This is a genomic window from Streptomyces lomondensis, assembly GCF_014651035.1.
In the GTDB taxonomy this organism is placed as follows: domain Bacteria; phylum Actinomycetota; class Actinomycetes; order Streptomycetales; family Streptomycetaceae; genus Streptomyces; species Streptomyces lomondensis.
Map to the genome: position 1 here is coordinate 254,604 of NZ_BMWC01000003.1, position 21,645 is coordinate 276,248.

At 71.8% G+C, this 21,645-nt stretch carries 19 protein-coding genes; 7 read left to right on the top strand and 12 right to left on the bottom strand.

Annotation, left to right across the window (positions count from 1 at the left end):
* Positions 1-22: 22 nt before the first annotated feature.
* Complete coding sequence (locus IE255_RS12595; protein ID WP_190050302.1) at positions 23-751, bottom strand: creatininase family protein; 729 nt, start codon at positions 749-751, stop codon at positions 23-25.
* A gap of 41 nt (positions 752-792) precedes the next feature.
* Between IE255_RS12595 and ribA the strand changes: the two genes are divergently transcribed.
* The 3 genes from ribA (at position 793) to IE255_RS12610 (ending at position 3,820) form a co-directional block, all read left to right on the top strand.
* The gene (gene ribA / locus IE255_RS12600; protein ID WP_190050303.1) at positions 793-1,452 is read left to right on the top strand and encodes a GTP cyclohydrolase II; all 660 of its coding nucleotides are present in this window, start codon (positions 793-795) and stop codon (positions 1,450-1,452) included.
* A 159-nt stretch (positions 1,453-1,611) separates the two neighbouring features.
* A complete protein-coding gene (locus IE255_RS12605) occupies positions 1,612-2,673 on the top strand; it encodes a saccharopine dehydrogenase (protein ID WP_190050304.1) in 1,062 nt (353 codons plus the stop codon).
* Positions 2,663-3,820, top strand: a complete 1,158-nt coding sequence (locus tag IE255_RS12610) for a saccharopine dehydrogenase family protein (RefSeq protein WP_190050305.1) — start codon at positions 2,663-2,665, stop codon at positions 3,818-3,820. The genes IE255_RS12605 and IE255_RS12610 overlap by 11 nt, the downstream gene beginning before the upstream one ends.
* Here IE255_RS12610 and IE255_RS12615 read toward each other — a convergent pair.
* Positions 3,798-5,060: a serine hydrolase domain-containing protein gene (locus IE255_RS12615; RefSeq protein ID WP_190050306.1), complete on the bottom strand. Its 1,263-nt coding sequence runs from the start codon at positions 5,058-5,060 to the stop codon at positions 3,798-3,800. The genes IE255_RS12610 and IE255_RS12615 overlap by 23 nt on opposite strands.
* 174 nt (positions 5,061-5,234) lie before the next feature.
* On the opposite strand from IE255_RS12615, the gene IE255_RS12620 reads away from it, so the two are divergent.
* A complete protein-coding gene (locus tag IE255_RS12620; RefSeq protein WP_190050307.1) occupies positions 5,235-5,528 on the top strand; it encodes an ArsR/SmtB family transcription factor in 294 nt (97 codons plus the stop codon).
* The gene (locus tag IE255_RS12625) at positions 5,525-5,914 is read left to right on the top strand and encodes a VOC family protein (RefSeq protein ID WP_190050308.1); all 390 of its coding nucleotides are present in this window, start codon (positions 5,525-5,527) and stop codon (positions 5,912-5,914) included. Before IE255_RS12620 ends, IE255_RS12625 begins: the two co-directional genes overlap by 4 nt.
* A 102-nt stretch (positions 5,915-6,016) precedes the next feature.
* On the opposite strand, the gene IE255_RS12630 is transcribed toward IE255_RS12625, so the two are convergent.
* Together IE255_RS12630 and IE255_RS12635 are read right to left on the bottom strand one after the other, a co-directional pair.
* The gene (locus tag IE255_RS12630) at positions 6,017-7,375 is read right to left on the bottom strand and encodes an MFS transporter (RefSeq protein ID WP_190050309.1); all 1,359 of its coding nucleotides are present in this window, start codon (positions 7,373-7,375) and stop codon (positions 6,017-6,019) included.
* A 163-nt stretch (positions 7,376-7,538) separates the two neighbouring features.
* The gene (locus IE255_RS12635; RefSeq protein WP_190050310.1) at positions 7,539-8,204 is read right to left on the bottom strand and encodes a TetR/AcrR family transcriptional regulator; all 666 of its coding nucleotides are present in this window, start codon (positions 8,202-8,204) and stop codon (positions 7,539-7,541) included.
* Positions 8,205-8,346: 142 nt separating this feature from the next.
* On the opposite strand from IE255_RS12635, the gene IE255_RS12640 reads away from it, so the two are divergent.
* Both IE255_RS12640 and IE255_RS12645 read left to right on the top strand, forming a co-directional pair.
* Complete coding sequence (locus tag IE255_RS12640) at positions 8,347-9,222, top strand: shikimate dehydrogenase (protein WP_190050311.1); 876 nt, start codon at positions 8,347-8,349, stop codon at positions 9,220-9,222.
* Between the two features lie 15 nt (positions 9,223-9,237).
* Entirely contained in the window at positions 9,238-11,034 is a 1,797-nt protein-coding gene (locus tag IE255_RS12645; RefSeq protein WP_190050312.1) for a bifunctional sugar phosphate isomerase/epimerase/4-hydroxyphenylpyruvate dioxygenase family protein, read from the top strand.
* Here the strand turns inward: IE255_RS12645 and IE255_RS12650 are convergent.
* The 8 genes from IE255_RS12650 to tkt form a co-directional block, all read right to left on the bottom strand.
* Positions 11,021-12,487, bottom strand: coding sequence for a membrane-associated oxidoreductase (locus IE255_RS12650; RefSeq protein ID WP_190050313.1), 1,467 nt, complete (start codon positions 12,485-12,487; stop codon positions 11,021-11,023). The genes IE255_RS12645 and IE255_RS12650 overlap by 14 nt on opposite strands.
* A 73-nt stretch (positions 12,488-12,560) precedes the next feature.
* On the bottom strand, positions 12,561-13,148 hold the full coding sequence (locus tag IE255_RS12655) for a histidine phosphatase family protein (protein WP_190050314.1): 588 nt from the start codon (positions 13,146-13,148) through the stop codon (positions 12,561-12,563).
* Between the two features lie 3 nt (positions 13,149-13,151).
* The gene (gnd, locus tag IE255_RS12660; protein WP_190050315.1) at positions 13,152-14,036 is read right to left on the bottom strand and encodes a phosphogluconate dehydrogenase (NAD(+)-dependent, decarboxylating); all 885 of its coding nucleotides are present in this window, start codon (positions 14,034-14,036) and stop codon (positions 13,152-13,154) included.
* A gap of 1 nt (position 14,037) precedes the next feature.
* Positions 14,038-15,702, bottom strand: coding sequence for a glucose-6-phosphate isomerase (pgi, locus tag IE255_RS12665; RefSeq protein ID WP_190050316.1), 1,665 nt, complete (start codon positions 15,700-15,702; stop codon positions 14,038-14,040).
* Positions 15,695-16,630 carry a glucose-6-phosphate dehydrogenase assembly protein OpcA gene (gene opcA, locus IE255_RS12670; protein ID WP_190050317.1) on the bottom strand — a complete coding sequence of 312 codons (936 nt, stop codon included), beginning with the start codon at positions 16,628-16,630 and terminating at the stop codon, positions 15,695-15,697. Before opcA ends, pgi begins: the two co-directional genes overlap by 8 nt.
* Entirely contained in the window at positions 16,627-18,342 is a 1,716-nt protein-coding gene (gene zwf / locus IE255_RS12675) for a glucose-6-phosphate dehydrogenase (protein WP_190050318.1), read from the bottom strand. Before zwf ends, opcA begins: the two co-directional genes overlap by 4 nt.
* The gene (gene tal / locus IE255_RS12680; protein ID WP_190050319.1) at positions 18,339-19,484 is read right to left on the bottom strand and encodes a transaldolase; all 1,146 of its coding nucleotides are present in this window, start codon (positions 19,482-19,484) and stop codon (positions 18,339-18,341) included. Before tal ends, zwf begins: the two co-directional genes overlap by 4 nt.
* A 19-nt stretch (positions 19,485-19,503) precedes the next feature.
* Positions 19,504-21,579 (bottom strand): transketolase, encoded by a 2,076-nt coding sequence (gene tkt, locus IE255_RS12685; RefSeq protein ID WP_190050320.1) that lies wholly within the window; start codon positions 21,577-21,579, stop codon positions 19,504-19,506.
* Positions 21,580-21,645: the final 66 nt, after the last annotated feature.

The window sequence follows — 21,645 nt, forward strand, 5'->3', positions numbered from 1 at the left end:
CCGGCCCCGCACCGGAAGGTGACTACCCGTCGGAGGTCAGCAACGAGAAATACGCCCCGAAGGAATCCGCCAGGCTCGCCAGGAGTTCCTTCCCCTTTTCCGCCGAACCCAGTGAAGGACGGCCGATGACACCCGAATCGGTATAGCCGGACATGCCGAGGGTGAGCAGATGACGCCGGTCGTCAGCGACGAAATCGGAGGTCTCATAACCGGGCCGGAGCATTTCGGGATGAGCGTGCAGAAGGATGGAGGTTTCTATTTCCCCCGCGTGCATGTCGGTGAGCAGCGAGGTGACCACACCCGCCCGCTCCCGCGCCGCCTCCCAGTCCTCCGGGGCCGGGAAGAGCGCCATCCGCTCGCCGCGGGCGGAGGACTCCTGGACGACGTTGCCCAGTACGTAGTTTCCGCCGTGCCCGTTGACCACCACCAGGGCGTCGACCCCGGACCGGCGGAGCGAATCCGCTATGTCCCGTACCACCGCATGAAGGGTCACCGAGGAGATGCTGACGGTCCCCGGCCAGGCCGCGTGCTCGTGCGAGCACGAGATCGTCACCGGAGGAAGGAGGTGCACCGGGTACGCGCCGGCTATCTCCCGCGCGACGGCACAGGCGACGAGCGTGTCGGTCGCCAGCGGGAGGAACGGACCGTGCTGCTCGAAGCTCCCCACGGGCAGCACCGCGACCTGCCGTGAGACACCGGCGCCCCGCGTCCGTATGTCTTCCGTGGTGTCCGCCGGTACCAGATCACTCATCACTCCACGGCCTTTCGTCTCTGCTTAGGAACTCGAGAATCATGACAGAAAACATTGGCGTACTCGGCAAGAAGTCCCCGCAGCGGACCGGCGTGGAACGCGTCGTCAATGCCCCTTTGCCCACCGTGTACGGGAAATTCCAGGCCGTCGGTTACCTGGACCATGACCGCGGTGACGAACAGGTGGCGCTGGTCTACGGCGAGATCGGCACGGATGACGTCCTCATCCGGCTGCACTCGGAGTGCCTGACCGGTGACGCCTTCGGCTCCCAGCACTGCGAGTGCGGCGACCAGCTCGACGCGGCCCTGCGCGCGGTCGTCGCCGAGGGCGCCGGAATCGTGGTCTACCTCAGAGGGCATGAAGGCCGCGGCATCGGCCTGCTCGCCAAGCTCCGCGCGATGGCCCTGCAGGCGGAGGGACTGGACACCGTCGAGGCCAACCTCGCCCTCGGCCTGCCGGTCGACGCCCGCGACTACGGCGTGGCCGCCCGGATCCTGGACGACCTGGGCGTGCGCTCCGTCCGCCTGATGTCCAACAACCCGCGCAAGCGCGAGGCCCTGGTGAACCACGGCATCCGGGTCGCCGAGCAGGTGCCGCTGCTGATACCGCCGTGCGAGAACAACATCACCTACCTGCGCACCAAGCGGGAGCGCCTCGACCACCACCTGCCCCACCTGGACGCGGTGGTCAGCTCCTCCTGAGACACCGGAACCCGTATCGGCGGTATCCGGTCCTCTCCGACGTGACCTGGGCGGATTCGTGCGCGACCCGTAGGAGGGCCGCGTACGCTTCGTGGACGTCCGCCCCTTGAGCGTCGGCCCGGAAGCGGCCGACGCCTCACGTCCGGAGGCCCGCCTGGTATGACCGAGCTCCATCTGTGGCTGCGCCACGAGGCCCGCACGACCGAGCGACGCACGCCCGTCGTGCCCGACGACGCCCGGCGGCTCGTCGAGAACGGAGTGGAACTGACCGTCGAGGAGTCCCCGCAGCGGGTCTTCCCGATCGAGGAGTACCAGGCGGCCGGCTGCCGCGTCGCCCCCGCGGGCTCCTGGGTGACGGCGCCGCCGGACGCCGTCGTGCTCGGCCTGAAGGAACTGCCCGGTGAACCGGCCGAACTGACGCACCGGCACATCTTCTTCGGTCATGCCTACAAGGGCCAGCCGGGCGCGGCCGGCCTGCTGCGCCGGTTCGCCGCCGGGGGCGGGACGCTGTTCGACCTGGAGTACCTGGCCGACGACACCGGGCGGCGCCTCGCCGCCTTCGGCTTCTGGGCCGGCTACCTGGGCGCGGCCCTGGCGGTGCTCCAGCACCGGGGCCGGCTGCGGGCACCGCTCGTGCCCACGACGAAGGACGCACTGGACGAGACGCTCAAACCGGCCGCCGACGACGCCGACTTCACCGGCCTGGTCATCGGCGCCCTGGGACGCAGCGGCCGCGGGGCCCGCGCGGCCTTCGCCACCGCCGGTGCGGACCCGACCTGCTGGGACCTCGCCGAGACCCGCGACCTGGACCGCCGCGCCCTGCTGGCGCACGACGTGATGGTGAACGCGGTGCTCGCCACCAGCCCCGTCCCGCCCTTCCTCCGCGAGCAGGACCTCGACACCCCGGGCCGCCGGCTGCGCACCCTGTGCGACGTGACGTGCGACGTCGGTTCCCCGCTCAACGTCCTGCCGGTGTACGACGACACCACCGACTGGGACGAGCCGGTACGCCGGCTGCGCGAGGAACCCCCGCTCGACCTGATCGCCATCGACAACCTGCCCTCCCTGCTGCCGCTGGAGTCCAGCGCCGACTTCTCGGCCGCCCTGCTGCCCCACCTGCTCGACTTCGGGGTCTCCGGGCCGTGGGGGCGCTGCCTGGACCGGTTCCGGCAGGCGTGCCGTGAGCACGGCCTCGACGAGGAGGAGTCCCTTGACCACTGACCTGGTACCCGCGAGCGGCACGGTCCACTGGATCGGCGCCGGACTGTCCACCGGCAGCGGGCTGGCCGCGCTGTGCGACACCGCCGAGCGCGTCCGGCTCTGGCACCGCACCGAGAGCCGCGCCGCCGACGCCCTCGACCGGCTGGGCCTGGCCGGACGGGCCGAGCCCCGCGCCTACACGCGGTCCGCGCTCGCTTCCGAACTGGCGCCCGGCGACATCGTCGTGTCGATGCTGCCCGCCCCGGAACACGCCCCGCTGCTCGCCGAGTGCGTACGGCTGGGCGCGCACTTCGCGTGCTCCAGCTATGTGTCGGACGCGGTGCTGGAACAGGTGCCCGCCGCCGAGAAGGCCGGGGTCGTCGTCCTCACCGAGTCCGGGCTCGACCCGGGCATCGACCACCTCTTCGCCCATGCCCTCGTCGCCCGGGCCCGGGAGGCCGTCGGCGACGGGACGCCCGCCTCGTACACCCTCACGTCGTACTGCGGCGGCGTCCCCGCCGTCCCGAACGACTTCACCTACCGCTTCAGCTGGGCACCGTTGGGCGTCCTCAACGCCCTGCGCTCCCCGGCCCGTTACATCGAGGGCGGTGCCGAGACCGTCGCCGACCGCCCGTGGGAGGCGACCCGGCGCCATGTCGTCGACGGGGAGACGTTCGAGGTCTACCCCAACCGCGACAGCGTCCCGTTCGTCGCGCAGTACGGGCTGCCGGAGGCCTGGACACCGCGGACGTTCGTCCGCGGCACCCTGCGCCTGGAGGGCTGGCTGCGCGCCTGGGACGCCGTCTTCGAGGAGCTGAAGACCGGCGACGACGCCCGGATCGCCGCCCTGGCCCGGGAACTGGCCGCCGCCCATCCCACCACGGACGACGACCGCGACCGGGTCGTCCTCGCCGTGTCCCTGGACGTGCGGGCCGGGGCGGGACGGACCTGGGCGGGCGGCTACCTCCTCGACCTGGTGGGCGACGCCGAGGAGAGCGCGATGGCCCGCTGCGTCTCGCGCACCCTCGCCCTGGGCGTCCGGCACGTCCTGGACGGCTCCCTGCCGCCGGGCCTGAACCGCGCCGCGGAGACGGCGGACCGGTCCGAGCAGTGGCTGCGTGAACTCGCCCGGGACGGCGTCGAGTTCACGCTCCGCGTCGACCGGTGACCGGCGTGCCGCCGGTCAGGGCCTCGTGGACCAGCCTCTTCAGGTCCCGGAACACCATGTGGGAGGTCCTGGGCCGTACCTGCGTCATGAACTGCACCGTCAGGTCGCGGCCCGGGTCGACCCAGAACGTCGTCGTGGCCACCCCGCTCCAGCCGTAGGCGCCGAGCCCGGACGGCGCCTGCGTGCGGGACGGGTCGATCACCACGGAGCAGTTGAAGCCGAAGCCGACTCCCTCGTTGCCGGGCTCGTCGTGCGCGGGCCGGCTGCCGAAGGCGCGCAGGTCGGCGCCGCCGGGCAGGTGGTTGCGGGTCATCAGGTCCACCGTCTCCGGGGCCAGCAGCCGAACCCCGTCCAACTCGCCCCGGCGGCGCAGCAGTTCCATGAAGCGGTGGTAGTCGTGCGCCGTGCACACCATGCCGCCGCTGCCCGACAGGAACCGCGGCCGGCCGCGCAGCGGCAGCCCCGGGATGGGCTCGATGCCGCCGCCGCCCTCCTTCTCCCCGTACATCTCGGACAGCCGGGGCGCCTGCGCGTCCGTGACGTGGAAACCCGCGTCCGTCATGCCGAGCGGCCTGAAGATCCGCTCGGCGAAGAACGCGTCGAGCGGCTGTCCTGACACGACCTCGATCACCCGGCCCAGGACATTGCTGGCGACCGAGTAGTTCCACTCGGTGCCCGGCTCGAACTGGAGCGGCAGACTCGCGTAGACCTCGATGGTCTCGGCGAGGTCCGCGCCCGGCGGGACGGACGACTCCAGACCGGCCGCGCGGTACAGGGCGTCGACGGGGTGGGCGTGGTAGAAGCCGAAGGTCAGGCCCGAGGTGTGGGTCAGCAGATGCCGGACGAGTATGGGGCCGGCGGCCGGGCGGGTCTTCACATCGGACCCGGAGCCGCTGACGTAGACCCGCGGGTCGGCGAAGGCCGGCAGATGGTCGGCGACCGGGTCGTCCAGCGACAGCCGGCCCTCCTCCACCAGCAGCAGCGCGGCGACCGCGGTGACCGGCTTCGTCATGGAGTAGACCCGCCACAGGGTGTCGGCCTCGACCGGAAGCCCGGCCGCGATGTCGCGCAGGCCGTGCGTGGCGAGGTGGACGACGCGTCCGCCGCGGGCGACGGACACGAGGAAGCCCGGCAGCCGCCCCGCCTCGACCAGACCGGCGAAGTGCCGGTCCAGGCGGCCCAGCGCCTCCGGATCCAGCCCGGCCTCACCCGGATCGGCCTCTTGTCGCAGCTGTGCCATCGCTCTTCCTCCATCGTGCTCGTCGAGGTGAGATCCGGCATACCCCGGCCGGACCGCCTCCGACCCCATCCTCGTGCAGGAACACTTCATGATCGCGCAGGAACAGGTGAGCGAGTGTCATCAGCTCGGGGCGGCGGTTGATAGGCAAGTCGCTACTTGCCTATCGTGGGGGTCATGGCGGAGGATGTCTTCAAGGCCCTGGCCGACCCCACGCGTCGGCGCATCCTGGACGAACTGGTGGAACGAGACGGCCAAAGCCTGTTCGAGATCTGCACCCGGCTGGTGACCAAGCACGGCCTCGGGCTGTCCCGCCAGGCGGTCAGCCAGCACCTGGCCGTGCTGGAATCGGCGGGTCTCGTCGTGACCCGGCGCGAGGGCCGCTACAAGTTCCACGACCTGAACACCGAACCCCTCAAGCGCATCATGACCCGATGGCTCAGGCCCGGCGCACCGGAGGACACCCCATGAGAATCCACATCACCAGCGTCTTCGTCGACGACCAGGAGAAGGCCCTGCGCTTCTACACCGACGTGCTGGGCTTCGTGAAGAAGCACGACGTCCCCATGGGGACCGACCGGTGGCTGACGGTGGTCTCACCGGAGGACCCGGACGGCACGGAACTCCTGCTGGAGCCCTCCGGCCACCCCGCCGTCCCGCCCTACAAGACGGCGCTGGTCGAGGACGGCATCCCGGCCGCGTCCTTCGCCGTGGACGACGTCCGGGCGGAGTTCGAGCGACTGCGCGGGCTCGGTGTGCGGTTCACCCAGGAGCCACTGGAAATGGGCCCGACCACCGCGGCGGTGCTGGACGACACATGCGGCAACCTGATCCAGATCGTCCACACCAAGGCATAGAGCCAAGTGCAGCACCCTAAGGGGCGCGGGGCTGTATCGACTTGCGGCTCCGCCGCGTGGGCGCGACCAGCCCCCACGCACCCGCACCCGAAAGCCAAGGTGTCAAACCGTCACCTTGTCGGCCTGAACGCCCCGACGGGCAGCACGTTCCCCCAACAACTCCGTCGGCACCCGGTGAGTCTCCCGCGCAGACACCGCCGCAACCACCGGCGGCACGCACAACGCCGCCGTGAACAGCGCCACCGCCGACCAGTCGTCCCCGCCCGGCCCGGCGATCCGCGCGGCGAACGTCACCGCGAACCCGGCCGCGGCGAACCCGATCTGCGTGCCGATCGCCACGCCGGACAGCCGTACCCGCGTCGCGAACATCTCGCCGTAGAAGGCCGGCCACACCCCGTTCGCGGCGCTGTAGACCACGCCGAAGCAGAGGACGCCCGTCAGGAAGGTCAGCGGGTAGGAGCCCGTGGAGACCGCCCACAGGTACAGGAACATCGTCACCGCGCTTCCGGCCGCGCCGATCAGGAACACCGGGCGGCGGCCGATCCGGTCGGACAGCGTGGCCCACAGCGGGATCGCGGCCAGCGCGACCGCATTGGCCAGGGCGCCCACCCACAGCATGGCCGTGCGGGACATGCCGACCGCGTCGCTCGTGGCGTACGCCAGCGCCCACACCGTGAAGATCGTGCTGACGGAGGCGATCAGCGCCCCCGCGATCACCCGCAGCACGTCCGCCCAGTGCTCCCGCACCAGCACCAGCAGCGGCATCTTCACGACGCCCTCCTCGGCCGCCTGCTGGGCGAACGCCGGTGTCTCGTCCAGCTTGCGCCGGATGACGTACCCGGCGACGGCCACCGCGACGCTCAGCCAGAACGGCACCCGCCAGCCCCACGACAGCAACTGCTCCTCGGGCAGCGCGGCGACCGGGATGAAGACCAGCGTGGCCAGCAGCTGCCCGCCCTGCGTACCGCTGAGCGTGAAGCTGGTGAAGAAGCCGCGCCGGTCCGGCGGCGCGTGTTCCAGCGTCATGGAGTTGGCGCTGGCCTGCTCGCCCGCCGCCGAGATGCCCTGGAGCACGCGGCACAGCACCAGCAGGACCGGGGCGAGGGTGCCGACCTGGTCCCGGGTCGGCAGGCAGCCGATGAGGAACGTCGACAGGCCCATCAGCATCAGCGTGAAGACCATGATCTTCTTGCGGCCCAGCCGGTCCCCGAAGTGTCCGAGCACCAGCGCGCCGACCGGGCGGGCGGCATAGGCGACACCGAACGTGGCCAGCGACAGCAGCGTCGCGGTGGCCGGGTCGGACTCGTCGAAGAACACCTCGGGGAAGATCAGCGCGGCGGCGCTGCCGTAGATGAAGAAGTCGTAGTACTCCAGCGCGCTGCCGATCCAGGCGGCGGTCGCGGCTTTCCTGGGCTGACCGGGCGGGGCGGCGGCCCCTCGGGGCGTGGCGGGGACGGACACGGAGGCTCCTTGGGCGGCTCCACCGTAGGCGGAGCGGGACACAGGGCGAGCAGAGGGGGACATGCCGGATCGCGGCTAATTAACCCACTGGATAGTTAGTAGGCGGTGGCCAGTGATGCTGCGCCCGCGTGCCGCCAGTGTCAAGGGGTCGCGTGCCGGGCGCTCAGTCCGCCGTGCGCTCCGCCGTCAGGTACGCGATCACCATGTCGCCCAGCATGGCGCGGTAGTGCGCGCGCTGCGCCGGGTCGAGCAGGTCGCGGCCGAACAGCGCGCCGAACGTGTGCCGGTTGGAGACCCGGAAGAAGCAGAAGGAGGAGATCATCGCGTGCAGGTCGACGGCGTCGACGTCGGCCGTGAACAGGCCCGACTCCCGGCCCGACGCCAGGATCCGGCGGATCACGTCCAGGGCGGGGGAACCGATCTTCCCGAGCTTCTCGGAGCCGGCGATGTGCTGTGCCTCGTGGATGTTCTCGATGCTGACCAGGCGGATGAAGTCCGGGTGCTGCTCGTGGTGGTCGAAGGTCAGCTCGGCCAGCCGCCGGATCGCCGCCACGGGGTCGAGGTGGTCGACGTCGAGCTGCTGCTCGGCCTCGCGGATCACGCCGTACGCCCGCTCCAGCACGGCCGTGAACAGCTGCTCCTTGCCGCCGAAGTAGTAGTAGATCATCCGCTTGGTGGTGCGCGTGCGGGCGGCGATCTCGTCCACCCGGGCCCCGTCGTAGCCGGCCCGGGCGAACTCCTGCGTGGCGACGTCGAGGATCTCGGCCTGGGTGCGGGCGGCGTCACGGATGCGCTCGCCAGGACGTGCCGGTTCTTCGACGCTGGTCATCAGGTTCCTTCGGGCGGAGGGGCCGGTGCCGGTGATTGTAGAAGCAGGGGTCCGTCCATCCGGTGGGTCTTCCCGAGTCCGTGCTCGACTGGTATAGCTAACGTACTGGTTCGTACATTAGTGAGCCGCTCGGGAGGCGCGCGTGCCCAAGGACTCGTATCTCGTCGGACTGATCGGCTCCGGCATCGGCCCGTCGCTCAGCCCGGCGCTGCACGAGAGGGAGGCCGACCGCCAGGACCTGCGCCTGCTGTACCGGCTCATCGACATCGACCCGCTCGGTGTGCCGCCCGAGGCGGTGGGCGACCTGGTGCGGGCCGCCCGCGACCTGGGCTTCGACGGGCTCAACATCACGCACCCGTGCAAGCAGCTCGTCATCGAGCACCTGGACGCGCTCGCCCCGCAGGCCGAGGCGCTGGGCGCGGTCAACACGATCGTCTTCGACGACGGCCGGGCCGTCGGCCACAACACGGACGTCACCGGCTTCGCCGCCTCCTTCGCCCGCGGCCTGCCCGAAGCGCCCCTGGAGCGGGTCGTGCAGCTGGGCGCCGGCGGCGCGGGCGCGGCCGTCGCGCACGCGCTCCTCACCCTCGGCGCCGAACACATCACCGTCGTCGACGCCCTGCCCGACCGGGCCGCGGCCCTCGCCGGCTCCCTGAACCGCGCCTTCGGCCGGGGCCGGGCCGCCGCCGCGCCCCCGGACCGGCAGGCCGGGCTGCTCGCGCACGCCGACGGCATCGTGCACGCCACGCCCACCGGCATGGCGGCCCACCCCGGCCTGCCCCTGCCCGCCGCACTGCTCCACCCCGGGCTGTGGGTCGCCGAGGTGGTCTACCGCCCGCTGGAGACGGAACTGCTGCGCACCGCCCGCGCCCTGGGCTGCGCCACCCTCGACGGCGGCGGCATGGCCGCCTTCCAGGCCGCCGACGCGTTCCGCCTCTTCACCGGGCGGGAACCCGACGCCGCGCGGATGCTGGCCGACCTGACCGAACTGGCCGGAGCCGTAGGCGCGCCGAACTAGGAAGGGACACCGACGTTGCGTACGTCCATCGCCACCGTCTCCCTCAGCGGATCCCTCACCGAGAAGCTCGACGCCGCGGCCAGGGCCGGCTTCGACGGGGTGGAGATCTTCGAGAACGACCTGCTGGCCAGCCCCCTCACCCCCGAGGAGATCCGCGCCCGCTGCGCCGACCTCGGTCTCACCGTCGACCTCTACCAGCCGATGCGGGACATGGAGGCCGTCCCCGAGGCCGAGTTCGCCCGGAACCTGCGGCGGGCCCGGCACAAGTTCGAGCTGATGCGCAGGCTCGGCGCCGACACGGTCCTCGTCTGCTCCAGCGTCTCCCCGCAGGCGGTGGACGACGACGCCCTCGCCGCCGAGCAGCTGAGCCGACTCGCCGACCTGGCACGGGAGTTCGGCGTCCGGGTGGCCTACGAGGCCCTGGCGTGGGGGCGGCACGTCAGCACGTACGACCACGCCTGGCGCATCGTCGAGACGGCCGGCCACCCGGCGCTCGGCACCTGCCTGGACAGCTTCCACATCCTCTCGCGCGGCTCCGACCCCAAGGGCATCGAGGACATCCCCGGCGAGAAGATCTTCTTCCTCCAGCTCGCCGACGCCCCGCTGCTCGCCATGGACGTCCTCCAGTGGAGCCGCCACTACCGCTGCTTCCCCGGCCAGGGCGGTTTCGACGTGGCGGGCATGCTGCGGCACGTGCTGCGCACCGGCTACGACGGACCGCTCTCCCTGGAGGTCTTCAACGACGTCTTCCGGCAGGCCGAGGCCAGCCCGACCGCCGTCGACGCCCGGCGCTCCCTGCTGGTCCTCCAGGAGGCGGTGGGCCGGGCCGTCCTGCCCGAGCCCGTCGTCCCCACCGGCGTCGCCTTCGCCGAGCTGGTCACACCCGACGCCGAACCCTTCGCCGCCCTGCTCGGCGCCCTGGGCTTCACCCGCACCGCACGGCACCGCGGCAAGCCCGTCGCCCTGTGGGAGCAGGGCGACGCCCGGATCCTCGTCAACACCGGGCCGGCCGTCCGCCGCGACGGCACCCAGCTCGCCGCCATCGGGCTGGAGTCACCGGACCCGGCCGGAGCGGCCCGGCGCGCCGAGGCACTGCTCGCACCCGTCCTGCCGCGCCGCCGGGCACCCGAGGACGTCCCGCTCGACGCGGTCGCCGCCCCCGACGGCACGGAGCTCTTCTTCTGCGCCACCGGCCGCCCGGAACTGCCCGACTGGCGTGCCGACTTCGAGGACACCGGCCGGCCCCCGGCCGCAGGGGGCGTCCGGGGCATCGACCACCTCGCCCTCACCCAGCCCTGGCACCACTTCGACGAGGCAGCCCTCTTCTACCGCGGCGTGCTCGGCCTGACCACGCGGGAGAGCGTGGACGTCGCCGACCCCTACGGCCTGCTGCGCAGCCGCGCCGTCACCACCGCGGACGGCGGGGTCCGGATCGCCCTCACCGTCGGCGCCGCGCCCACGGACGACACCGTCCACGCCCAGCACATCGCCCTCGCCACCGACGACGTGGTCGCCGCGGCCCGCCGCTTCCGCGCGGCCGGCGGCAGCCCGCTGCCCGTCCCGGCGAACTACTACGACGACCTCGCCGCCCGCTTCGAGTTCGCCGACGGCGAGCTGGAGACCTACCGCGAGCTCGGCATCCTCTACGACCGCGACGACCGCGGCGTCTTCCGCCACTGCTACACGCGTACGATCGGCCGGGTCTTCTTCGAACTGGTCCAGCGCGACGGCGGCTACCGGGGCTACGGCGCCGCGAACGCCCCGGTGCGGCTGGCCGCGCAGCACGCGGTGCGGGCGCTCACTGGCGGCTGACGGTCCGGGTGATGCCGGTGACGACGGTCGTGGCGAGGATCCAGCCCGTGAGCACCAGGGCGTAGGAGAGCCACTGGTATCCGCCGGTGGGGGCGAACGCCGCCTCCTGCCCGAAGGAGATCACCGGCAGGAGCAGGTCGAGGGTGTAGAAGACCGGGTTGAACTGTGGAGCCTCGTCCGGCTTCAGCGGCTCGGGGTGGTGCAGCGCGTAGGCGAGGGAGCCGATCACCAGCAGCGACACCAGCCAGCCCGCGGCGCGCAGGGGACGGAAGCCGTAGCCGACGGTGGCGTCCTGGACGTAGCCCCACAGCCGGCCGAACCAGGGCAGGGTGCCGCGCCGGCGGCGCTGCTTGGCGAGCTGGACGACGCGGGCGGCGTCGTCGTCGCCGATCCGGCGGTAGGCGGCGGTCAACTGCTCGTAGGCGTGCGGGACATAGCCCTCCCGGTCGCGCTCCAGCATCGCCAGGCGCCGCTCGGCGGGTTCGTGCGGGGTGAGGGAGGTGTAGACGAGGCTGTTGAGCAGGACCTCACCGGGGACCGTGTCCGGTTCGAGGAACAGCACCTCCAGCTGGGCGCGGCGCAGGTTGAGGGTGCCGGCCATGGGAGGGCTCTTGCGCAGCCAGAGTTCCCCGATGGTGCAGCTGCTGGCACGCAGCGCCGTGCCACCGGGGTTCGCCAGGCGCGCGCGGGAGAGGTCGAGACGGCCCGCGATCCGGGCGCCGCGCAGGCCGATCCAGCCGTGCACGTCCACGTCGCGCAGCAGGACGTCGCCTTCCACCGTGAGCGTCTCGGCGTCGAGGGCGGCTTGGCCGGTGCCGGCCTCCAGCCGCGCCGTGTTGAAGTCGATCGTCCCGGCGACCGAGGCGCCGTTCAGGCGGACCTCGCCCCGTATCCGCACACCCGGCGCCGACAGGCCGTCGCCGATGGTCACGTGGTTGAGCTGGAGCGCGGGCGGCCCGGCGGGCGGTCCGCCGATGTCGGCCCCGTCCATGAACAGCGCCCCGGAGATCTGCGCCCCGCCGAGCCGCACGGGCCCGTCGAACCGGCAGTCCGACACGCGCAGCACACCGTCCACGCGCAGGGTGGCGGCGTCCAGTCCGGGCAGGGCGGAGTCGCGCAGGTTCAGCTGGCGCAGCCGCGTCCCGTACAGGACGGGGACCTCCTCGAAGTGGCAGTCGCTGAGGCGCACGGCGTGGTCGACCTCTCCGTACTTGAGGTCCAGCACGCCCGTGATCCGCGCGCCCGCCACGCGGAGGGCGGCCGTCTCCCCGTCCTCCTGCGGGGCGCTCAGCAGCAGGGCCCGCAACACGGCCGCCCGTACGGTCCGTTCGGGGCCCCAGTCCGCGCCCCGCGCCGGGTCCTCGCCGGCCGGCCCGCGGAAGTCCACGTCCTCCCCACGCGGAAAGGCCCGCCACACCCGCTCCTCGGCGGCCGTCAAGTCGTCTGTCTGCATCGACGGGGACTCTGACGCGCCCGGCCGGAGGCTGTCAACTCACCTCCGGCCGGGGCGGGTTACGCCGTCGTGCTCACGCCCTGGTGTTCCACTCCGCGATCACGGGCCGGCCGTGCTCGGTCGACAGCCGGCAGACCGTGCCCGTCTCCAGCCGGAACAACCGCCCCTCCGCCGGGGACAGGCCCAGCCGGCGGGCCGTCAGGACGCGGAGGAAGTGGCCGTGCGCCACCAGCATCACATCGCCCTCGGGCAGCGCGTCGGCCACCCGGGACAGCACCCGGTCGGCCCGCTCGCCGACCTCCTCGGGGGACTCGCCCGGCTTGCCGTCGGGGCCGGGCGGGCCTCCGTCGGTCCACAGGTCCCAGTCGGGGCGGGTGCGGTGTATCTCCTCGGTGGTGACGCCCTCGTAGGCGCCGTAGTACCACTCGTGCAGGTCCGGGTCCCGCACGGCCCCCGTCAGGCCCGCGAGTTCGGCGGTGCGCACCGCGCGGCCGAGGGGGCTGGTGAGGACCAGCGCGAAGGGACGGTCCGCCAGGAGCGGCGCGAGCGACTTGGCCTGTTCCTCACCGTTCGGGGTGAGGGGCAGGTCGGTGAAGCTGGTGTGCTGTCCGCTCCGGCTCCACTCGGTCTCGCCGTGGCGGACCAGCAGCAGATCTCCCACGCCCTACGCCTTCTTCGCGGACTCGACGGCGTGGCCGCCGAACTGGTTGCGCAGCGCCGCGATCATCTTCATCTGCGGCGAGTCGTCCTGCCGGGAGGCGAACCGGGCGAAGAGCGAGGCCGTGATCGCGGGCAGCGGCACGGAGTTGTCGATCGCCGCCTCCACCGTCCAGCGGCCCTCGCCGGAGTCCTGGGCGTACCCCCGGAGCCCTTCGAGGTGCTCGTCCTCGTCCAGGGCGTCCACCGCCAGGTCCAGCAGCCAGGAGCGGATGACGGTGCCCTCCTGCCAGGAGCGGAACACCTCGCGGACGTTGTCCACCGAGTCCACGGCCTCCAGCAGCTCCCAGCCCTCGGCGTAGGCCTGCATCATCGCGTACTCGATGCCGTTGTGGACCATCTTCGCGAAGTGCCCGGCACCCACCCGGCCCGCGTGGACGAAGCCGTACGGGCCCTCCGGCTTGAGCGCTTCGAAGATCGGCCGGAGCCGGTCGACGGTTTCCTTCTCGCCGCCGACCATCAGGGCGTAGCCGTTCTTCAGGCCCCACACGCCGCCCGAGACGCCCGCGTCGACGAAGCCGATGCCGCGCTTGCTCAGCTCCTCGGCGTGCTTCTCGTCGTCCGTCCAGCGGGAGTTGCCGCCGTCGACGACGGTGTCGTACGGCTTGAGCAGGCCCGCGAGCTGGTCGATGACGTGCTGGGTGGGGCCGCCGGCCGGGACCATGACCCAGACCGTGCGGGGCGCTTCCAGCTGGTTGACCAGGTCGGCCAGGCTGGAGACGTCCGACTTCCCGGGGTCGGTGTCGTAGCCGACGACGGTGTGGCCGGCGTTGCGCAGGCGCTCGCGCATGTTGCCGCCCATCTTGCCGAGACCCACAAGACCGATCTGCATGTCAGTTCACTTCCCGAAGATTGCGGTAGGCGGCCACCAGCGCGGCCGTGGACGGGTCGAGACCGGGGACGTCAGCGCCCTCGGTCAGGGCGGGCTCGACGCGCTTGGCGAGCACCTTGCCGAGTTCGACGCCCCACTGGTCGAAGGAGTCGATGTTCCAGACGGCGCCCTGCACGAACACCTTGTGCTCGTAGAGGGCGACCAGCTGGCCGAGGACGGACGGGGTCAGTTCGGTGGCCAGGATCGTCGTGGTGGGGTGGTTGCCCCGGAAGGTGCGGTGCGGCACCTGCTCCTCGGGCACGCCCTCCGCGCGCACCTCGTCGGCGGTCTTGCCGAAGGCGAGCGCCTGCCCCTGCGCGAACAGGTTGGCCATCAGCAGGTCGTGCTGCGCCTTCAGTTCGTCGCCCAGCTCGGCGACCGGACGGGCGAAGCCGATCAGGTCGGCCGGGATGAGCTTGGTGCCCTGGTGGATCAACTGGTAGTAGGCGTGCTGCCCGTTGGTGCCGGGCGTGCCCCACACCACCGGCCCCGTCTGCCACTCCACCGGGTTCCCGTCGCGGTCCACCGACTTGCCGTTGGACTCCATGTCGAGCTGCTGGAGATAGGCGGTGAACTTGGACAGGTAGTGGCTGTACGGCAGCACCGCGTGCGACTGGGCGTCGTGGAAGTTGCCGTACCAGATGCCGAGCAGGCCCATGATCAGCGGGGCGTTGGCCTCGGCGGGGGCGTTGCGGAAGTGCTCGTCGACGATGCGGAAGCCGTCGAGCATCTCCCGGAAGCGGTCCGGGCCGATCGCGATCATCAGGGACAGGCCGATCGCGGAGTCGTAGGAGTAGCGGCCGCCGACCCAGTCCCAGAACTCGAACATGTTGGCCGTGTCGATGCCGAACTCGGCGACCTTCTCGCTGTTCGTCGACAGGGCGACGAAGTGCTTGGCGACCGCCTTCTCGTCACCTCCCAGGCCGTTCAGCAGCCAGGAGCGCGCCGAGGTCGCGTTGGTGATCGTCTCGATCGTGGTGAAGGTCTTGGACGCGACGATGAACAGCGTCTCCGCCGGGTCCAGGTCCCGGACCGCCTCGTGCAGGTCGGAGCCGTCCACGTTCGACACGAAGCGGAACGTCAGCTCCCGGGCGGTGAACGGCCGCAGCGCCTCGTAGGCCATCGCCGGGCCGAGGTCCGAGCCGCCGATGCCGATGTTGACGACGTTCCGGATCCGCCTGCCGGTGTGCCCGGTCCACTCCCCGGAGCGCACCCGGTTCGCGAAGTCGGACATCTTGTCGAGCACGGCGTGCACGCCCGGGACGACGTTCTCGCCGTCGACCTCGATCACGGTGTCCCGGGAGGCGCGCAGCGCGGTGTGCAGCACGGCCCGGTTCTCGGTGGTGTTGATCTTCTCGCCGCGGAACATGGCGTCGCGCAGCCCGAACACGCCGGTGGCGGTCGCCAGCTCCTGGAGCAGGGCCAGCGTCTCGTCGGTGACCAGGTGCTTGGAGTAGTCGATGCGCAGGTCGCCCACGTGCACGACGTAGCGCTCGGCGCGCCCCGGGTCCGCCGCGAACAGCTCACGCAGGTCCGGCTGCGGCAGGGCGTCCTTGCGGTGGTCCTCCAGGGCGGTCCACTCGGGCCGCCGGGTGAGCCGGGGGGAGCCGGCGGGGGAGTCAGACATGAGCGGGGGTCTCCTCGGTTGCCTCGCCGTTCAGGGCGATGGCGTACATCTCGTCCGCGTCGAGGCGCCGCAGCTCCTCGGCGATGAGTTCGGAGGTGGCACGGACCTTCAGCGCGAGGGTGCGGGAGGGCTGCCCCGGCAGGGTCAGCGTGGCCAGCGGCCCCTCGGGCCGGTCGATGAGGATCTCGCCGTTCTCCGTGCCCAGGCGTACGGCGGTGACGACCGGCCCGGCGGTGACCACCCGGTCGACCCGGACGTGCAGCCGCGCCTCCAGCCAGCGGGCCAGCAGCTCGGCCGCCGGGTTCTCGGCCTCGGCCTCCACGGCCGCCGAGATCACCTTCGCCCGGGCCTGGTCCAGCGCCGCCGCCAGCATCGAGCGCCAGGGCGTCAGCCGGGTCCAGGCGAGGTCGGTGTCACCCGGCGCGTAGGAGCGGACCCGGGACTCCAGGGTCTCCAGCGGGTTCTCGACGGCGTACAGGTCGGTGATCCGCCGCTGCGCCAGCGCCCCGAGCGGGTCCTTGGAGGGCACCTCCGGGGCGTCCACCGGCCACCACACCACCACCGGCGCGTCCGGCAGCAGCAGCGGCAGCACCACCGAGTCGGCGTGGTCGGACACCTCGCCGTAGGTCCGCAGGATCACCGTCTCGCCGGTGCCCGCGTCGGCGCCCACCCGGACCTCGGCGTCCAGCCGGGAGGACTGGCGGTCGCGCGGGGTGCGGGCGTGCCGCTTGATGACGACCAGGGTGCGCGAGGGGTGCTCGTGCGAGGCCTCCTCGGCCGCCTTGATCGCGTCGTAGGCGTTCTCCTCGTCCGTGACGATCACCATCGTCAGGACCATGCCCACGGCCGGCGTGCCGATGGCGCGGCGACCCTGCACCAGCGCCTTGTTGATCTTGCTTGCCGTGGTGTCGGTCAGGTCGATCTTCATGGCCTGCGCCAGCTCCGTCCGTCTCGTGCGAGCATCTCGTCGGCTTCCTCGGGTCCCCAGGTGCCCGAGGCGTACTGCGCGGGCCGGCCGTGCGTGGCCCAGTACCGCTCGATCGGGTCGAGGATCTTCCAGGACTCTTCCACTTCCTGGTGGCGGGGGAACAGGTTGGCGTCGCCCAGGAGGACGTCCAGGATCAGCCGTTCGTACGCCTCCGGGCTCGATTCGGTGAACGACTCGCCGTAGGCGAAGTCCATCGTCACGTCCCGGATCTCCATCGACGTGCCCGGCACCTTGGAGCCGAACCGGACCGTCATGCCCTCGTCCGGCTGGACGCGTATGACGATGGCGTTGGCGCCCAGCTCCTCGGTCGCGGTGGAGTCGAAGGGGGAGTGCGGGGCCCGCTGGAACACCACCGCGATCTCCGTCACCCGGCGCCCGAGCCGCTTGCCGGTGCGCAGGTAGAAGGGGACGCCGGCCCAGCGGCGGTTGTCCACCTGGAGCTTGATCGCGGCGTAGGTGTCGGTCGTGGAGGCCGGGTCGATGCCCTCCTCCTCCAGATAGCCGCGGACCTTCGCGCCGCCCTGCCAGGCGCCCGCGTACTGCCCGCGCACGGTGTGCAGCCCCAGGTTCTCCGGCAGCTTCACGGCCCGCAGGACCTTCAGCTTCTCGGTCAGCAGCGAGGCGGCGTCGAAGGCGGCCGGCTCCTCCATCGCGGTCAGCGCCATCAGCTGGAGCAGGTGGTTCTGGATCACGTCACGGGCGGCGCCGATGCCGTCGTAGTACCCGGCCCGGCCGCCGATGCCGATGTCCTCGGCCATGGTGATCTGCACATGGTCCACGAACGACCGGTTCCAGATCGGCTCGAACATCTGGTTGGCGAAGCGCAGCGCCAGGAGGTTCTGGACGGTCTCCTTGCCGAGGTAGTGGTCGATACGGAAGACCTGCTCCGGATCGAACACGTCGTGCACGATCGCGTTCAGCTCGCAGGCGCTGTCGAGATCGTGTCCGAACGGCTTTTCGATGACCGCGCGGCGCCAGGAGCCCTCCGGGGCGTCGGCCAGCTTGTGCTTCTTCAGCTGCTGGACGACCTTCGGGAAGAACTTCGGCGGCACCGAGAGGTAGAACGCGTAGTTGCCGCTGGTGCCCCGGGAGGCGTCCAGCTCCTCGACGGCGGAGCGCAGCTGCTTGAACGCCGTGTCGTCGTCGAAGTCGCCCGAGATGAACCGCATGCCCTCGGCCAGCTGCTGCCAGACCTCCTCGCGGAACGGGGTCCGCGCGTGCTCCCGGACCGCGTCGTGCACGACCTGCGCGAAGTCCTGGTCCTCCCAGTCCCGGCGGGCGAAGCCCACCAGCGAGAAGCCCGGAGGCAGCAGGCCGCGGTTGGCCAGGTCGTACACGGCCGGCATCAGCTTCTTGCGGGACAGGTCGCCGGTCACGCCGAAGATGACGAGCCCGGACGGCCCCGCGATCCTGGGCAGACGGCGGTCGCGCGCGTCGCGCAGCGGGTTGGTGAAGTCGGCGTCGGCGTGGTCCGTGCGCGGGGCGGACTGCGACGTGCCGTCGGCGCCGGCCTGCTCGTCCCCGGCCGGCTCGGCCGTGCCGCTCACCCCGGTCTGCTCGACCCCGGCCGCCTCCTGGGCCGCCCGGGCCTCCTTGTCCTCCTTGGTCCCCTTCGTCTCCTGTTCGGCGGTCTGGGGGATCCCCTCGCTCATTCCGCGTCAACTCCCTTGTCGTTCAAGGACTTGGTGACCGCGTCCAGCAGGTCCTGCCAGGCCACCTCGAACTTCGCCACACCCTCGTTCTCCAGCTGCCGCACCACCTCGTCGTACGAGATCCCGAGCCGCTCGACGGCCGCCAGGTCGGCACGGGCCTGGGCGTAACCGCCGGTGACGGTGTCGCCCTGGACGTCACCGTGGTCGGCGACGGCGTTCAGCGTGGCCTCCGGCATGGTGTTGACCGTGCCGGGGGCGACCAGCTCGTCCACGTACAGGGTGTCCTTGTAGGCGGGGTCCTTCACACCGGTGGAGGCCCAAAGGGGGCGCTGCCGGTTCGCGCGGGCGCCGCCCAGGGCCTGCCAGCGCGGCCCGGCGAAGACCTGCTCGTACGCCTCGTAGGCGAGCCGCGCGTTGGCCAGGGCCGCCCGGCCCTTCAGGGCGAGCGCCTCGTCCGTGCCCAGCAGCGTCAGCCGCTTGTCGATCTCGGAGTCGACGCGGGAGACGAAGAAGGACGCGACCGAGTGGATGGCGGACAGGTCGAGACCGGCCGCCCGCGCCCGCTCCAGGCCCGCGAGGTAGGCGTCCATCACCTCGCGGTAGCGCTCCAGGGAGAAGATCAGCGTCACGTTCACACTGATACCCGCGCCGATGACCTCGGTGATCGCCGGCAGGCCCGCCTTCGTCGCCGGGATCTTGATCATCACGTTCGGGCGGTCCACCAGCCAGGCCAGCTGCCGGGCCTCGGCGACGGTCGCCGCCGTGTCGTGCGCCAGCCGGGGGTCGACCTCGATGGACACCCGGCCGTCCCGGCCGCCGGTGACCTCGTACACCGGCCGCAGCACGTCGGCTGCGGCCCGGACGTCGGCGGTCGTCATCATCCGGACGGCCTCGTCGACGGTCACGCCCCGCACCGCCAGGTCGGCGAGCTGCTCCTCGTAGCCCTCGCCGGAGCCGATGGCGGCCTGGAAGATGGACGGGTTGGTGGTGACGCCGACGACGTTCCTCGTTGCCACCAGTTCGGCCAGGTTGCCGGACTCGATCCGCCGGCGGGACAGGTCGTCGAGCCAGATCGACACGCCCTCGTCGGACAGGCGCTGGAGTGCTCCCGCGCTCGCGGTCGCTTCGGTCACAGTGATCATCTTCTTTCTGGCGGTTCGGTCAACCGCGCGCGGCGGTGAGGGATTCCCGGGCGGCGGCGACCACGTTCTCGGGCGTGAAGCCGTACTCGGCGAACAAGGTCTTCGCGTCGGCGGAGGCGCCGAAGTGCTCCAGGGAGACGATGCGTCCCGCGTCGCCCACGAACCGGTACCAGGTCAGGCCGATCCCGGCCTCGACCGCGACACGCGCCTTCACGGACGGCGGGAGCACGCTGTCCCGGTACGCGCGCGGCTGCTCCTCGAACCACTCCACGGACGGCATCGACACCACGCGCGTGCCGATCCCCTCGGCCTCCAGCGCCTCGCGGGCGGCGACGGCGAGCTGCACCTCGGAGCCGGTGGCGATCAGCACCACCTCGGGCACCTCGGTCGAGGAGTCCGCGAGGACGTAACCGCCGCGCGCCGCGTCCGGGTTCGGCTGGTAGGTGGGCACGCCCTGGCGGGTGAGCGCGAGGCCGTGCGGGGCCGGAGCGGTGCTGTGCCGCCGCAGGATCTCGGCCCAGACGACCGCGGTCTCGTTGGCATCGGCCGGGCGTACGAGGTTCAGGCCCGGGATGGCCCGCAGCGCGGCCAGGTGCTCCACCGGCTGGTGGGTCGGGCCGTCCTCGCCCAGGCCGATGGAGTCGTGCGTCCACACGTACGTCACCGGCAGCTGCATCAGGGCCGACATGCGGACGGCGTTGCGCATGTAGTCGGAGAACACCAGGAAGGTGCCGCCGTAGATGCGGGTGTTGCCGTGCAGGGCGATGCCGTTCATCTCCGCGGCCATGGAGAACTCGCGGATGCCGAAGTGGACGGTGCGGCCGTACGGGTCGGCCTCCGGCAGCGGGTTGCCCTTCGGCAGGAACGACGACGTCTTGTCGATCGTGGTGTTGTTGGAGCCGGCCAGGTCGGCCGAGCCGCCCCACAGCTCGGGCACGACCGCGCCGAGCGCCTGGAGCACCTTGCCGGACGCGGCACGCGTGGCGACCGCCTTGCCCGGCTCGAACACCGGCAGGGCGTCCTCCCAGCCCTCGGGCAGCTCGCCCTTGCTGACGCGGTCGAAGGTGGCGGCGCGCTCCGGGTGCTCGCCGCGCCAGGCGGCGATCCGCTTGTCCCAGGCGGCGTGCGCGTCGGCGCCCCGGTCCAGGGCCTTGCGGGTGTGGGCCAGCACCTCGTCGGAGACCTCGAAGGTCTTCTCGGGGTCGAAGCCCAGGAGGCGCTTGGTGGCGGCGACCTCCTCCTCGCCGAGCGCCGAGCCGTGGGAGGCCTCGGTGTTCCGGGCGTTCGGGGCGGGCCAGGCGATGATCGTGCGCATCGCGATGATCGAGGGCCGCCCGGTCTCCGCCCGCGCCGCCGTCAGCGCCGCGTACAGCGCGTGCACGTCGACGTCGCCGTCCTCCCGCGGCGCGATCCGCTGCACATGCCAGCCGTAGGCCTCGTACCGCTTCAGCACGTCCTCGGAGAACGCGGTCGCGGTGTCGCCCTCGATGGAGATGTGGTTGTCGTCGTAGAGGAAGACCAGGTTGCCCAGCTTCTGGTGGCCGGCCAGCGAGGAGGCCTCGGCGGAGACGCCCTCCTGGAGGTCGCCGTCGGAGACGATCGCCCAGATCGTGTGGTCGAAGGGCGACTCGCCCTCCGGGGCGTCCGGGTCGAACAGGCCCCGCTCGTAGCGGGCGGCCATCGCCATGCCGACCGCGTTCGCGACACCCTGGCCGAGCGGGCCGGTGGTGGTCTCCACGCCGGCCGTGTGCCCGTACTCGGGATGCCCGGGCGTCTTGGAGCCGTGCGTGCGGAACGCCTTCAGGTCGTCCAGCTCCAGCTCGTACCCGGCGAGGTAGAGCTGCGTGTAGAGGGTCAGCGACGTGTGGCCGGGGGAGAGGACGAAGCGGTCACGGCCGGTCCACTCGGGGTCGGCGGGGTCGTGCCGCATCACCTTCTGGAAGAGCGTGTAGGCGGCCGGCGCCAGGCTCATCGCAGTGCCGGGATGACCGTTGCCGACCCGCTGCACGGCATCGGCCGCCAGCAGGCGGGCGGTGTCGACGGCACGCCGGTCGAGATCGGTCCATTCGAAGCTGTCCGCTGTCTGCGTGCTCATCTTCAAGAAGTCCTCGATAGGAGCGAAGGGGCTGGTCTGACGCCTTCAAAATTAAAAGTCTGACTT